The organism is Paenibacillus sp. P4_A7, assembly GCF_056402455.1.
In genome coordinates this window covers 1-15,275 of sequence record NZ_JBFUHJ010000107.1, presented here as the reverse complement: position 1 = coordinate 15,275, position 15,275 = coordinate 1, and the positions used below count along the sequence as shown (strand labels likewise).

9 protein-coding genes and 1 pseudogene are annotated in these 15,275 nt (G+C 43.6%); 7 read left to right on the top strand and 3 right to left on the bottom strand.

Features of this window, described 5'->3' with window-relative positions; genetic code table 11:
* A partial coding sequence (locus AC1DWN_RS15255; protein ID WP_477559753.1) for a cache domain-containing protein occupies positions 1-1,017 on the bottom strand: 1,017 nt, incomplete at its 3' end.
* Positions 1,018-1,291: 274 nt separating this feature from the next.
* Here AC1DWN_RS15255 and AC1DWN_RS15250 point away from each other — a divergent pair.
* The 5 genes from AC1DWN_RS15250 to AC1DWN_RS15230 all read left to right on the top strand — a co-directional run bounded on the left by AC1DWN_RS15250 (position 1,292) and on the right by AC1DWN_RS15230 (position 9,996).
* The gene (locus AC1DWN_RS15250; RefSeq protein WP_477559752.1) at positions 1,292-2,941 is read left to right on the top strand and encodes an extracellular solute-binding protein; all 1,650 of its coding nucleotides are present in this window, start codon (positions 1,292-1,294) and stop codon (positions 2,939-2,941) included.
* Positions 2,942-3,034: 93 nt separating this feature from the next.
* On the top strand, positions 3,035-3,991 hold the full coding sequence (locus tag AC1DWN_RS15245; protein WP_477559754.1) for an ABC transporter permease: 957 nt from the start codon (positions 3,035-3,037) through the stop codon (positions 3,989-3,991).
* 15 nt (positions 3,992-4,006) lie between these two features.
* Positions 4,007-4,888, top strand: a complete 882-nt coding sequence (locus AC1DWN_RS15240; RefSeq protein ID WP_477559751.1) for a carbohydrate ABC transporter permease — start codon at positions 4,007-4,009, stop codon at positions 4,886-4,888.
* A 25-nt stretch (positions 4,889-4,913) separates the two neighbouring features.
* On the top strand, positions 4,914-8,822 hold the full coding sequence (locus AC1DWN_RS15235) for a polysaccharide lyase family 8 super-sandwich domain-containing protein (RefSeq protein WP_477559750.1): 3,909 nt from the start codon (positions 4,914-4,916) through the stop codon (positions 8,820-8,822).
* Between the two features lie 37 nt (positions 8,823-8,859).
* On the top strand, positions 8,860-9,996 hold the full coding sequence (locus AC1DWN_RS15230) for a glycoside hydrolase family 88 protein (protein WP_477559749.1): 1,137 nt from the start codon (positions 8,860-8,862) through the stop codon (positions 9,994-9,996).
* A gap of 153 nt (positions 9,997-10,149) precedes the next feature.
* Here AC1DWN_RS15230 and AC1DWN_RS15225 read toward each other — a convergent pair.
* Positions 10,150-11,379: pseudogene (locus AC1DWN_RS15225) on the bottom strand (ISL3 family transposase).
* 368 nt (positions 11,380-11,747) lie between these two features.
* Between AC1DWN_RS15225 and AC1DWN_RS15220 the strand changes: the two are divergent.
* Together AC1DWN_RS15220 and AC1DWN_RS15215 are read left to right on the top strand one after the other, a co-directional pair.
* Positions 11,748-12,800: a M42 family metallopeptidase gene (locus AC1DWN_RS15220; RefSeq protein WP_477559748.1), complete on the top strand. Its 1,053-nt coding sequence runs from the start codon at positions 11,748-11,750 to the stop codon at positions 12,798-12,800.
* 49 nt (positions 12,801-12,849) lie between these two features.
* The gene (locus AC1DWN_RS15215) at positions 12,850-14,262 is read left to right on the top strand and encodes a protoporphyrinogen oxidase (RefSeq protein WP_477559747.1); all 1,413 of its coding nucleotides are present in this window, start codon (positions 12,850-12,852) and stop codon (positions 14,260-14,262) included.
* 137 nt (positions 14,263-14,399) lie between these two features.
* On the opposite strand, the gene AC1DWN_RS15210 is transcribed toward AC1DWN_RS15215, so the two are convergent.
* On the bottom strand, positions 14,400-15,185 hold the full coding sequence (locus AC1DWN_RS15210; protein ID WP_477559746.1) for a hypothetical protein: 786 nt from the start codon (positions 15,183-15,185) through the stop codon (positions 14,400-14,402).
* Positions 15,186-15,275: the final 90 nt, after the last annotated feature.

The window sequence follows — 15,275 nt, the reverse complement described above, 5'->3', positions numbered from 1 at the left end:
ACCTGAAATAGAAGCTTTATCTTCTTTTCCATTCATCAGAGCAAGTACCATCTCGCGAATCGGACTGTAGCTGCGATAGGCCATCCAATAAGCGGCGGAGGTTCCGCCAATCAAGGCAATGATTAGAAGTGTAATCGCCCAGCCGGTCATTTCATGTATACCCTGCAGGACGACCTTCTCAGGTATAAGGGAAATATATTTCCATCCGCCTTTTCCACTGGTGTAGGAAAGCATCATATCTTGACCATTATACTTAAAAGTACGGTAGTCCGTTTCCAGCATTCCTTCTGGAAGACCTTCTGGTAATTTATTGTTCTCTGCTGTAGACAGTAGTACCTGCCCGGACTCATCTACTATATACATAGTTGCACTATTAGCCCATTCGATTTGCTTGAGTAGATTAAATATTTGTTGTTCATCTATCTGCATAACCAGTGTTGCCCGAACATTTTCACTTTCACCAAGGGGCAAGGAAATGGCGGAAGCGATGATATTCTTCGAAAGCGTCCCGTCGATAATCGCTTCTGATGGCCAGAAGGTTTTGAAGTGATAGCCGGATAACAGCTTTGTTTTTACTTCGTCTACATTTTTATTTGCATAAGGTGATATTTTTGTAAAGAAAGTATTTGTATCCGTTTTCAAATTAGGAGAAAAGATGATATCTTGGTTTCTTAAATGGATATAGAAGTCACCTATGAAGCCGCTTCCGCTGCGTATGTTTTTAAGAGCAGTGACTGCTTCGGAATATTCGATATACCTCTCGCCTTCTTTAATGTTCCATAACGTTTGTAGCTTGGGGTGAGTAGCAATTTGAATCGTTAATTGATCGATTTCCTGCATGTTGCTGTCGACAACTTGTCTGACTTGCTCGAGCATTGCAAGGTTGGAGCGGTTAGCATTATCGACCATCGTATTTTCAATATTCGTGTACAGGCCAGCTGAGATGGTGACCGGGATGACAAGGATAAGTAGATAAGATAACCATAACGTTAAAAAGACATTTTTACGGTGTCGCACTAATCCAAAACCTCCCGCTAGGTCATTTAAAAGTGTGTTCAGCGTAACATAATTGACTTTATCGTTCAATTGCAGAAGTATATAAATATCAATATTTTATCCTCAGAAAATGGGCAATCGGAAGAAAAGATAGCCCAGATTAATATTGGTTTATCCAAAATATGAAGTTTAGCAAGTGATTTTGGATACTGATTATGGGCAAGTCTATTAGTCATCTTCTATAATCAAAATGCGAACGGTTGAATACGCAACGAATAAGAGGAGGGTCATCGAAATGAAAACGAAGAAAATGAAATCGCTTTCGTACATGGTTATCAGTATTTCGATTACAGCATTATTAGTGGTTGCAGGATGCAGCAGCGGATCTAATAATCCACCAGCGAATACCGGGAAGAATAATGGTAGTAATGAGCAAAAGAATGAGGATAAAACCGGAACTGAGGCTAGCTATCCAGCAAAGGTATCGTATTGGGTATCCTTAAATGGCAACGTCGCAGCTACGATGAAAGATTACGGTGAAATAGCTGCATACAAAGAATTGGAGAAGGTTACAGGCACAAAAGTAGAATTTCAGCATCCGCCAACAGGTCAGGAAAAGGATCAATTCAACTTGATGATCGCCTCAGGTAAGCTTCCAGATGTAATCGAATACAATTGGAGCGGAGCAGCAAAAGGTGCGGACAGCTTGATTAAGGATAAAAGAATTATTCGCCTGAATGAATTGATTGCAGAGCATGCGCCGAATCTGACCAAAGTGTTGGATGAGAATCCAGAGTTCCGTAAAATGATTACGACCGATGAAGGAAATATTTACGCCATGCCTTTCTTATTAGGTGATCCGATGCAATCGTACGTTCATGGCCCTATTATTCGGAAGGATTGGCTCGAAAAATTACAGTTAGAGTCACCAAAAACGATAGCGGAATGGGAAACGATGCTGACCGCATTCCGTGATGGAGATCCGAACGGCAATAATGAAAAGGATGAAATTCCTTATTTATTTAACATTGCAGATTTGGATAATAACTCACTATTCGTTGGAGCGTGGGGGATTACTTCAAGCTTCTATCAAGATGGAGGAACAGTGAAGTATGGTCCTATTCAGCCTGAATTTAAAGAGTTTTTGGCTACATTGGCCAAATGGTATAAAGAAGGGTTAATCGACCGTGATTATGCCACTACTGATGGTAAGCTGAAGGATGCGAAAGTAACAGGAAATCAGTTGGGTTCATTAAGCGGATATCCTGGCAGCTCGATTGGTCGTTTCAACACACTAATGAAAGCAGAAAACCCGGATTTTTCAATGACTGGAACTGTATTGCCTGCACTTGAAGCAGGAGGAAAAGTAGTTGGACAGTATACCTTCCCATACTCTGGAATAGGGGCTGCGATCTCTGCAAATGCTGCTAATCCTGAGCAAATTGTTAAGTGGCTGGATTATAAATATGGGGAAGCAGGTCATTTGCTGTTCAACTTCGGGATTGAAGGAGAAAGCTATACGATGGTTGGGGATTATCCGACCTATACCGAAACTATTTTAAAAAATCCAGATGGCCTACCTATTACAGAAGCTATGGCGAAATATTTTATTGCAAACTGGAGCGGTCCGATGGTTCAAGACAAGCGTTATTTGGAGCAGTATTTCCAGCTGCCAGAGCAGCTTGAAGCGAACGCGAATTGGTCGCAAGCGGATATCACAAAGCTGCTTCCGCCGATTACACTGACTGCGGATGAAGGCTCGAAAACATCAGCGATAATGAATGATGTCACAACGTATCGTGATGAAATGATTAATAAATTTATTATGGGTGCTGAGTCAATGGATKGCTTTGATAAATTCGTAACGACAATAAAAAATATGGKAATCGAAGAAGCGACTTCAGCAAGACAAGCCGCACTTGAGCGTTACAATAACAGAAAATAACGAATTCATGCAAAATTGTTCAGAATGGCCGCTCTAAATTAACCAAAGAAGATTGATAAAAATACCCCCACAGGAGGACTTACTATGTCCATGATGCTGAATAGAAAATCCGGTCCCCCTGTGACGGGGGTCGATAAGAACGCCTTCAAATATCGCGCGTTCCGTGACCTCAGGGTCAATAAGTATATTTATCTGATGCTTATTCCCGTTGTTGCTTACTATGTGATTTTTCTATACATGCCGATGTATGGCTTGCAAATTGCGTTTAAGGATTTTTCTCCCGGAGCAGGGATGTGGAACAGCCCCTGGGTAGGATTGCAGCATTTCCAGGATTTCTTCAACAGCTATTATTTCTGGCGTTTGCTGCGTAATACACTGCTGCTTAGCTTATATGATCTGCTATTTTCATTCCCGGCATCGATTATACTCGCACTGCTATTGAATGAGCTGCGCAGCAATTATTTGAAAAGAGCGGTACAAACGATTACGTATATGCCGCATTTCATCTCCATCGTTGTTATTTCTGGAATGATGGTCGATTTTCTAGCTCGAGATGGGCTGATTAACAATATTCTTGTCTGGTTTGGTGTCGAGCCGATTGCTTTCCTAGGAGAGAGCAGTTGGTTTCGAACGATCTTTATATCCTCCAATGTTTGGCAAAGTATTGGGTGGGGATCCATTATTTACTTGTCTGCGATGTCCAGTATTGATCCCTCCTTATATGAAGCGGCAAAGGTGGACGGAGCAAGTCGCTGGAAGCAAACCTTTAATGTAACGCTTCCCGGCATTATGCCTATCATTATTATTTTACTTATTTTGCAAATCGGTAATTTTATGTCAGTGGGAACGGATAAGATTCTCCTTCTTTACAACAGCACCACTTATGAGACAGCGGACGTGATCGGGACTTTCCTGTATCGGAAAGGGATTTTGGAGGCCAATTACAGCTATAGTGCTGCGGTGGGTCTGTTCAACTCAGCAATCAACTTCACGTTGCTGGTCCTTGCCAATGCCATCAGCAGAAAAACGAGTGAGAATAACCTTTGGTAAAGGAGTCGGTAACGTATGATGGTTAAACGGAGTTTCGGAGAACGGTTGTTTGACATAGCCAATGTTGTATTTATGATCATTTTATCGATTGTAACGCTTTATCCGTTTCTGTACGTTTTATTTGCATCCCTTAGCGATCCCACCTGGTTAGTGAAGGTACGGGGAATCATATTATATCCGCATGGGATAACATTTGTTGCTTACAAGATGGTTTTTCAAAATCCAGCGATTTTAACCGGTTATGCCAACACATTGTTTTATGTCGTAGTGGGTACGTCTCTCAATATATTAATGACTTCATTGGGAGCGTACGCCCTTTCTAGACAAAATGTCATGTGGAAAAATCCGATCATGTTTTGTATCGTATTTACGATGTTTTTTAACGGCGGCTTGATTCCTACCTTCTTGCTTGTCAATAATTTAGGAATGCTCGACTCCCGCTGGGCACTCATTATTCCGGTTGCGATGAGTGCTTATAATTTGATCATTATGCGTACTGCTTTTCAAGGCGTGCCAGTCAGCCTGGAGGAATCTGCGAAGCTGGATGGTGCTAATGATTTCACTGTTTTGTTCCGCATTATTTTGCCATTATCTATGCCGGTAATTGCCGTTATGATTTTATTCTATGGCGTCGGACATTGGAATGCCTGGTTTAATGCACTCATTTATATTCGGACAAGGGAGTTGTACCCACTCCAGCTAATTTTGCGGGAAATCTTAATTACTAACAGCACGGATTCAATGATGACTGGCGTAGGCGGCGGGGACAAGATGCCTGTCGGCGAAACGATCAAGTATGCCACGATCATTATTGCTACCGTTCCTGTCCTTTGTTTATATCCTTTTTTACAAAAATACTTTGTCAAAGGTGTAATGATCGGCGCGATAAAAGGCTAGCATTAATTTCAATGAGGTGAAGTTAATGAAAAAAGTGAGTATGCTGTTAGCTATCAGTTTAACTTTCAGTTTGTTTGTATCATTCATCCCCTACTATGAAAACGCTAACCATAGGGCGGAGGCTGCAGGGGCGAATTTGATGATGAATGAAAGCTTCGAGTTGACAACTGCAACGACCAACACTAGCTGGAGCGGTATTACGAGTCCTGCTCCAGTAGACTGGGGTTTATGGATTCCAACCGGAAGCGGGAAAGCTCCGAATAAAACGGTGAATGTAACGCTTGATACAGGCACGTATCATGAAGGGAGCAAATCAATCTTGCTTGACGCCTTCGCAACTAGCAGAGTATCTGTAAATCAAAGCGTTACGACGGTAACTGCTGGCAAATCATACAGACTTAAAGTGTGGTTGAAAACCGATAACGTAACTGGCGTAGGGGCCTACTTCAGAACGCAATATTATAACACGAGTAAAGTAGGAGACGGGCCTGCATCTACCAAACTGTTAGGAACGAACGATTGGACGCTACAGCAAGTTTTTATGACAATACCTGCTGGCGTCACGAGATTGGTTATTGAACCTTTCCTTGAAACGGGAACAGGAAAAGTATGGTTCGACGATATAAGCTTAGAGGAATATAACGGGATTACAGGAATTGCTTTTGATCAAACCGCCTTTTCCATGGGAAAAGATGCAACCGTAAAGATTACACCGACGCTTACACCTTCGAACGCAGCGGACCTTACAGTCGTCTGGAGTTCCAGCGATCCGAATGTAGCAACAGTGGACAGCAATGGAAACGTCACCGGAGCTGGGCTAGGCTCAGCTATTATCATGGCCTCGACACCAGATGGAACGATAAAAACGCAATGTCTTGTTAACGTCGAATCAGCCGAAACGATTCAAGCGTACAGCGGGATAAGGTTAAAATGGTATGGCAAATTGACGGGCGGCGCCCAGTACAATCCGTCTGATCCGGATATTGCTTCTAACCTATCTAAATTAGCCGGAAGCGTAGCTAATGAGAATATGAATGGGTATTGGGATACACTCAATAAAGCTGTTGGCCGTTCTTATTTGTGGAGTGATCTGAACAGTGCGACGGATTCGGCCCAAATTTCTAGTGCTTATGGTAGGCTGAGGACGATGGCAATCGCTTATTCTCTTCTAGGCTCAAGCCTGTATCAGAATGCGGCGTTGCGGGATGACATCATCAGTGCTTTGGACTGGATGTACATGAACCGCTATAACGAGAACAAAAATGAATACGGCAACTGGTGGGATTGGGAAATCGGAGCACCACAAATTCTGAATGATACCCTTGTGTTAATGTATGATCATTTGACACCGGTGCAATTAGCTAAATACATCAAGGCTATTGATCGTTTTGTTCCGGATCCGAAGAAGAGAACGCTCAACAATGTGACAGAAACGGGGGCCAATCTGCTAGATAAAGCATTGGTCGTTACGATGCGGGGCGTGATCGGTAACAATAGCGCGAAGATCAAGCAAGGACTTGATTCCATCGGGCCGGAATTTGTTTATACGGATCACGGAGACGGTGTATATAAGGATGGTTCGCTTGTTCAACACACTAACATCGCATATACAGCGGGATACGGTGCGGTATGGCTCAACCGGGCCGCCGATATGACGTTTTTGTTGAATGACTCTCCATGGCCGGTAACAGACCCTAACGTAAACAATGTTTATAACTGGGTATCGGATACGTTTGAACCCGTCATTTATAAAGGTCTCTATATGGATATGGTGAACGGGAGAGGCATCTCCAGGGAAAGCTCGGGGAGTGCCAGAGGCACGATTCTTACTTTGCTTCGTTTAGCCGAAGGTGCTCCTGTGGACGTTGCTTTATCTATTAAGCGGATGGCCAAAGAATGGATTCAGTCAGATACAACATATACCAATTATTACGATGGATTACCGATTTACGAGCTGGCTCTAGTCAAAAAAGTGATGAACGATGCTTCGATCCAGCCGCGCGGAGAATTGCTTAAAAACCAAGTGTTTGCAGGCATGGACCGGATCGTCCATTTGCGGGAGGGATATGGTTTCGGACTCAGCATGTTCTCGAATCGAATTTCTGCCTTTGAAAAGGGCAATAACGAAAATTTGAAGGGCTGGTATACGGGAATAGGGATGACTTATTTGTACAATCAAGACTCTACCCAGTACCGAAATGACTTTTGGCCAACTGTAGATTCGTTTCGTCTGCCTGGTACGACAACAGACAGATCGGGGAACGGAATAACGCCAGTCGAGTGGAAAAGCTACATGAATCCGAAAACATGGGTCGGCGGCTCGTCGATCGATAGCCTTTACGGTGCAGCAGGTATGGATTTCTCGCTTGCGCAATCGACCGGAAGCAATCTGCAGGGTAAAAAGTCATGGTTTATGTTCGACGATGAAATCGTCGCTTTGGGTGCGGGTATTTCAAGCACATCAGCCGGATCGCATTCTGTTGAGACCATAATCGATAATCGCAAGCTGAATGATGCGGGAGATAACGCGCTTACAATTAACGGAGCTCTCAAATCGGGTCAACTCGGTTGGTCGGAAACATTGGGTGACGTTAAATGGGCTCACTTGGCCGGAAATGCACCTGGTTCCGACATTGGTTATTATTTCCCTGAATACTCCAATGTATATGCTTTGCGCGAAGCGAGAACCGGCGCCTGGAAAGACATTAACAGCGGTCAATCGACGACTCCAATCACGCGAAATTATTTGAGTCTGGCCTTCGATCACGGGGTAACGCCTTCGAATGCGTCATATTCCTATGTGATGCTGCCTAATAAAAATACAGCGGATACAGCGCTTTATAGCAGCGCGCCGGATGTTGAAGTGTTGAGCAATACGCCGGACGTTCATGCGGTCAGAGAGAAGAAGCTCGGTATTACGGCGGCAAATTTTTGGAATCCGACCTCGGTTGATTTCATTTCCGCACAAAATCCGGCTTCAGTAATGGTAAAGGAAACGGAAACCAAGCTGACTGTAGCGGTCTCCGATCCGACGCAACAGCAGAGCACGATTGCACTTGAACTTAATAAAGCAGGCTTATCGGTAATTCAAGCCGATGACACGGTTTCGGTTTCGCAGACGGCATCGTCATTAAAGCTCAATATTACTGTCGCAGGATCATTCGGCAAAACCCATGTAGTCACATTTAAGAAGGATACGACAGCGCCAGTTACGACAAGTAATGCGAAGCCAGATTGGCAGCGTACATCGCAAACGGTAACATTGACTGCGAGCGATGAGGACAGCGGCGTACAGAACACATTTTTCAGTTTGGACAATGGTACGTTTATGGAAGGGAACAACATCGTTGTTATTGAAGAGGGCGTACATCAAATCCGGTTCTACAGTGTCGATAATGCCGGTAATCATGAAGCAATCCAAACAGCAATTGTTAAAATCGATTCGACGGGTCCCGTTATCGTTCCTACTAATGACATGGCCCTGTATTGGACAGATGGCGGCACCCTTCAGTTCGATATTTCCGATCCTCTAAGTGGCGTGATTAGCGAGTCTCTTGAGTTGGACGGTGTCCCAATAAGCCGCACCTATACGTTCAGTCCGTTATCACTCACTATCGGCGAACATGCAGTGAAGGTAAAGGCGGTTGATGCGGCTGGGAACGAAACGACCTCAGCGTATTTACTAGAGGTACGGATGGATGTCAATCATTTGGATGAAGCTGTTCGTTACGCTTATCAACAAGGTTGGATCACCAACGAAGGCATATTAACGAGCTTATTGTCGAAAATAGAAAGCATTCAAGGGCAAGTCGATGATAAACAGATGAACAATGTATGGAAAGCGTTAGAAAATCACATTCATGCACAATCCGGTAAAAAGATTGACGCAGCCTTTGCCGAGCTTTTATTAGAAGTTATCTCCTATTTAAAGTGAATTTAGACTACATTTTCTCTGAAGGAGTGAACTAATCTTGTGGAAATCAGCGATAGAAGATGCTGTTTCAAAAACTAGAAATAACATAGAGAAGCATGGAGATACATTCCCACATATTGCAAAGGGACCAGCTGCAAACTGTTATAACTGGGGAAGTAGTACAGACTGGATAGAAGGCTTTTATACAGGTATGGTCTGGCTTTCCTATGAATATAGCGGAGATGAGTTGTTCCGTCAGGCAGCAAAGCAGCAAATTAATGACTTTCGGAATAGGCTGACAGGCAGCGTAAATTTGGATCATCACGATATTGGATTTCTATATTCGCCGTCGGCAATGGCGGGATGGATTATTGACGGAGATGCTGAAGCACGTCAATTGGCGCTCGATGCAGCCGACAAATTGATGAATCGCTGGCGGCCGGAAGCTCAGCTTATTCAAGCTTGGGGCAAAGAGGGCGATGAGCAGAACGGCGGGCGTATCATCATTGATTGCCTAATGAATCTGCCGCTTCTATATTGGGCCACCGAACAAACTGGGGACTCGAAATATAAGGAAGTTGCTATTATTCATGCAGATAAAAGCAGACGTTTCCTCGTTAGAGGAGATGACTCTTCTTATCATACCTTCTATTTTAATCCGGAGAACGGGGAGTCCATAAGAGGCGGTACTCATCAGGGCTATCAAGACGGCTCAACCTGGACGAGAGGGCAAGCGTGGGGGATTTATGGATTCGCACTTTCTTATCGCTATACAGCTGACCAGCAGTATTTGGAGACAGCGAGAAGACTTGCACGTTATTTCATTGAAAGCCTGCCGGAAGATCACGTTGCATATTGGGATTTTGATGCGCCTCAAAATGAGAAGACTTCCCGTGACAGCTCAGCTTCGGCAATTGCCGCATGTGGGATACTAGAACTACTGCAGCATTTGCCGCAAGATGACCTAGATAGAGCTTATTTCTCTGATGCTGTGCAGCGCATGATGCTTTCTTTGGTTCAAAATTACTCCACAATGGAGCAACCGAATGCGGAGGGGTTGTTAGAGCATGGCTCCTACCATGTTCGTGGCGATATGGGACCAGATGATTATATGATCTGGGGAGATTATTATTATCTCGAGGCATTGCTTAGAATGGAAAAGGAACTGCCAGGATACTGGTACGAGCGGCGGTAAATGGATACTGAGGTTTGTATCAGAATGAATCCATTAGTAACATAAAAAGACAGGCTGTCAGTACTAACTGGCAGCCTGTCTTTTTGGATATATAAGAATTTATAAGTTTTCACTTATAAAAGTGGCTCAACCTTGAAATCAGCGCTTGATTATTCAGTTAAACCGATTGCGATTACATTCGACTAGAATTCCGCTCTTATAGCGATCACGGTTGCGTGTGAAATAATGACGTCTTTGATAAGCTTTTATTCGGTTATGGCGGCCTTCAACCGTTGCATTGGTCCATCGGCATCGATGGTAATTAATAATTTCTTCTTGCCAATTACGCATGGTCTTCATTGCCTCTTTGATAGCATCGTGATTGATTTTCTCTCCCTGCTCACACCAATGGTTGAATCTATGTGTGGCCACTTCGACATTGGGTGAATGGTCGTACCAGCTTGTAAAAGCTTCTTTCCATGCCCAACAGGTTCGCAAGAGTGGGCAGTAACCCAACAATTCATCTAGCACGATCATACTTTCAATTGATAGCGATTCTGCTTGGGGATTTAAGAGACGATGGTGCGCCTTAAGATTTGCTCTTGCCCGTGGTGAAAGTTTGCACTGTGTGGCTTTGCGAACCTTTTGCAGCGCTTCGATCACATAACCATGGACGTGAAAACGATCGGCGATTCGGATTGCTTTTGGAAAGCACTCCCTGATCTAAGTGTGATAGGCTTGGGCCAAATCCATCACAACGGCTTTGGGCGCAAGCAGCAGGAAATCCTGTGCATAGGCGCGTAAATCATCCAGCTTTCGTCCAAGTAAAAGGTCAAGCATCATCTCCCCTTTCAGGTCGTGGATGCCGGTATTATAGGTATGCCCTTTCTTGATGGCGAAGTCATCTACACCTAATACCAAGCTGTTGTTTCCTATTGCCTGTCCCCACGCCAGCCCAGAAAGTCGTTCGCACTCCAGCGGAACAGCTTCATTATGCATCCCTTGTATGGTGCTGGCCGGCGCAAGTTGCATACGAGCGCTATGGGCTGCGGTAGAACCGATGGCTTGTTGAGCAGCTTGCGCCCGAAAGAGGTTGCTGTACCGCCTTTTAGGCCCAACAAAGTCATAGATCCAAACAAAACCGGCATTACAATGGGTACGCTGCATTCGGATCGTAGGAACCAAAAGATACACTTTTTTCTCAAACGCAGGAAGGTGTCTAATGGAACGGGTGTCGTTGCTGCCTTTGAGAATGACATGTTCATCTGATTTACAAATCGGACAGCTTTGTTTTGAGGTTGTTGGCGTTACCGCAATATGAATTTCGTTCGTGCCCATCCACATGATTTGTTGGATTTGTAGTTCTGGTATGTCTAGTATTTTATTGATATACTGGTTCTGCATCTGTCATTTCCTTTTTGTTGTTGGGTAGGACTTACAACAATACAGGATTGGCAGATGTTTTTCCATTTTCAACCTTATACTTAGTCAAGCACTAGTTTTGGTTTTGAGCCATAAAAGTGCTTATATATCTCCGCGAAACGAATGCTTTTGCCGAAGAGGACGGCGACAGCCGTTTACGCTTGTTTGATCAAGATTTGTAAACGTGGTAGACTTTTTCATAAGGTCGCCTCTTTCAAATCGTGTTGTCTGGTGCAAACGATTTGTGGAAAAAGCGGCCTTTTTCCGAAGTTAACTATCTTTATTTTTATTAACATAGTTGCTTCCTACCGAGCTGAATGTATTTCCACTAATGAAAGGGGAACAAGACGATGGCTTTGCCGCTTGAACCACAATTAAATCGAGATTATATAGTTAGTATGCTTGAGCTTTTGTTAAAGACTCCAAGTCCTAGCGGATATTGTATGGACATTATAAAGCAGGTTGAGGACGAGGTTAGAAATTTAGGCTATAAGCTGGAAATAACGCCGAAAGGAAATGCTATCATTACGATTCCGGGTCAAAATACGGACAAAGTAATTGGAATTTCCGCACATCTGGATACGCTTGGAGCCATGGTCCGCTCAATTAAGCCAAATGGAATGATACGATTTACACCAATTGGCGGGTATGCGATGCATACAGTTGAAGGGGAGTACTGTCAAATACATACGCGTGACAACAGAAAATATGAGGGGACCGTGCTGTCTACTAAAGCGTCTGTTCACGTATATTCCGATGCAAGGGACTGGAAGCGGGAAGAAGCGAATATGGAAATTCGCATCGATGAAATGGTGAAAACGAAGGAAGATGTAGAGAAGCTTGGCATCTCTGTTGGCGATATCATTTCATGGGAGCCGCGTACACGTATTCTGCCAAATGGTTGGGTAAAATCACGGCATTTGGACGATAAAGCTAGTGTTGCAGCATTGTTTGGTTTCATGGAGTGGATCAAACGGGAAGGGAAAGCCCCTGCTAACACAATCAAGTTAATACTCTCAACGTACGAGGAGGTTGGTCATGGGAGCTCTTCTATTCCTGCTGATATTACGGAATTCATTGCCGTTGATATGGGAGCACTTGGAGATGATCTTTCAGCGACTGAGCAGGATGTTTCCATTTGTGCGAAAGACTCTACAGGGCCTTACGATTACAACATGACTTCTCGGATGATCGAACTGGCAAAGCGTGAGAAACTGCCTTATGCAGTCGATATTTATCCGCACTATGGCTCTGATGCTTCAGCGGCACTACGTGGCGGCAGCAATATACGTGCGGCATTAATCGGACCAGGGGTACATGCCTCACATGGGATGGAACGGACGCATATTGATGCGATTGTCCATACAGCAGCCTTACTTCTTGCTTATGTTATGGAGTCTTGAATAAACAACATGAGTCTTGCCATTTAAAAATGTATTTGAGGTGTATGAATTGAAAACAATTGTTATCATCGGTGGTGGTATTACCGGGTTATCTACCGCATACCATCTGCAAGAACAAGTAAAAGCGAATAAACTATCTGCAAACATACTTCTGATTGAAGCGAATGACACACTTGGCGGAAAAATTAATACCGTTCATGATGGTGAGTTTATTATGGAATCGGGAGCAGACTCTATTGTCGCCCGGAAGCCCAATATGGCTCCATTAATTGAAAAACTGGGCTTAGAGGACGAGGTTGTTTATAATGCCACCGGTAAGTCATTTATTCATGCCGAGGGTCAGTTAAAGCCGATTCCAGATGATACGATCTTTGGAATTCCGTTAAGCATAGAGTCTCTAGCCCAAAGCACCTTGATTTCGGCAGAGGGTAAAGTGGATGCGCTCAAGGATTTTTACACGAAAAACGAGAGTTTTACGAAAAATGATTCGATTGGTCCATTTTTATCTGCCTTCCTGGGAGATGAGATTGTTCAGAAGCAAATTTCACCAGTCTTGTCCGGCGTTTACTCCGGTAATATAAATGATCTGACGCTTGCCTCTACACTTCCTTATCTATTGGATTACAAAAATGAATATGGAAGCATCATCCAAGGTTTGTTTGAGAATCGAAAAACGTTTCAAGGAACAGGAGATAAAAAGTTTTTGTCTTTTAAAAATGGGCTATCGACGTTGGTTGATGGTTTTGAGCAGCGTTTGACTGAGGTAGAAGTAATAAAAGGGGTCAAGGCAAACAGCCTAGTTAAGGCGGATGAACGTTATATCATTACCTTGGCTAATGGCCAAACCATCGAGACAGACTTTGTCGTGCTCAGTACGGTGCATTCAGCCGCGCAATCTTTATTGCAGACTGAGGAGCTAGATGAGGATTTCGATCAGCTGCTGAACAGTTCGATGATTAGTATATACGTATGTTTTGATATTCCCGATCACATGCTGCCTAAGGATGGGACCGGCTTTATCGTCACCGATAGCAGCGACTTAGTCTGTAATGCCTGTACATGGACAAGTAGGAAGTGGGAACACACCTCCAAGAACAATCGTTTATTAGTGAGACTATTTTATAAAAGCTCGGTTTCCTCCTATGAAACCTTGCAAAAGCTTTCCGAAGCTGACTTGTTGAAGGTGGCTCTTAAGGATATCGAAGATTCTCTAGGCTTAAACGCCCAGCCGTTGTCTCATGTAGTGACGAAATGGAATGATGCTATGCCAAATTATCATATCAAGCATCCTGCAATTGTTCAGTCTTTGGAGACGAAAATGGAGAAGAGCTTCCCTGATGTCATTTTGGCGGGATGCTCGTATTATGGGGTAGGAATTCCGGATTGCATTGCAAACGGTGAAAAGATTGCACAGCAAATAATCAACAGGGTGATTGTTGAGTCCTCAAACATGGATAAATAGAATCATCACCTATCTGCCTTATGTTATAGGAAAGGGACTGTCCCAAAAGGTTGAAGACCTTAAGGTGCAGTCCCTTTTTATTTCCTAACTTTGGAGCAACAAGCGTTTTTGCCGCTGCAGAGGACAGTGATAGTCGTTTACGATTGTGGTTGTTCTTTTACGATTTTCGCTGGATTGTTGATTTTGTAAGGTACGGGATGCTTTGTTAGCTTTTTAGCTACTATTTTTGCATCAAATGTAATCGTATCTCCGATTTCCAGTTCTAGTTTTTTGAGTGTGGCACTGTGGCTGGACCAGGCTACACCGATAATAGTTTCCGGCTCAATAATGGAAACTGCTTCATAGATGACGACTTCGTCCTCGTTATCGGAGAAATTGTTCGGAACTGTAGTGAATTCTTGTACGGTGGCGGTCATTTTGACCTTTTCCTCAGGAAGCTCAAGCTTTGGAGCTTTGCCTTTTTTAGCTTTTCCCTTCGGAGAAGCTTCAGCCGCAGCCTCTTGAGGCTTTGCTATTGCTTCCTCAGCAGCAGGTGTATCATCGATCGAAGGCTCATCTACTTTATCTTCTACAGGAGGTAAAATTTCAGCTTGCTGAGCTTCTACTGCTGTAGCGTCGGGCTCTGACGAATCTTCAGAAGCCAAAGAAACCTTTTGTCCGTAATTTGCAGCCTGCATTTCCTTTAAGTAGGAGGGGTGAATGCAGTGATGTTGGTTATTTTCGAATTGAATGACCGCAGTCATATTATCAGCATAACCTATAATGCTGCAGGCTAAATTCATGCTGTTCCCTTTATAGAAAAATGCTTTTGGCTTGGTTGCTTTCTCTGATAGTAAGCTCCATTCCTTGCACTTTTCAATTAGTTCCGCCTCGTTTTCGAAGGCGATATAGGTTTTTGGCTCGATAATGAATGTATGTAACATATCTTCCCCACCTTTCTTTTCACGCTTGATATAAAAGTWTTTTATCATTATTTGATTAATTATTGTAATGTAGATAAGATAGCCTAAGTT

Excerpts from the sequence above, each read along its gene's own strand:
- AC1DWN_RS15245 (WP_477559754.1), top strand. The coding sequence starts at position 3,035 with ATGCTGAATAGAAAATCCGGTCCCCCTGTGACGGGGGTCGATAAGAAC.
- AC1DWN_RS15210 (WP_477559746.1), bottom strand. The coding sequence starts at position 15,185 with ATGTTACATACATTCATTATCGAGCCAAAAACCTATATCGCCTTCGAA.
- AC1DWN_RS15235 (WP_477559750.1), top strand. The coding sequence starts at position 4,914 with ATGAAAAAAGTGAGTATGCTGTTAGCTATCAGTTTAACTTTCAGTTTG.
- AC1DWN_RS15240 (WP_477559751.1), top strand. The coding sequence starts at position 4,007 with ATGATGGTTAAACGGAGTTTCGGAGAACGGTTGTTTGACATAGCCAAT.
- AC1DWN_RS15220 (WP_477559748.1), top strand. The coding sequence starts at position 11,748 with ATGGCTTTGCCGCTTGAACCACAATTAAATCGAGATTATATAGTTAGT.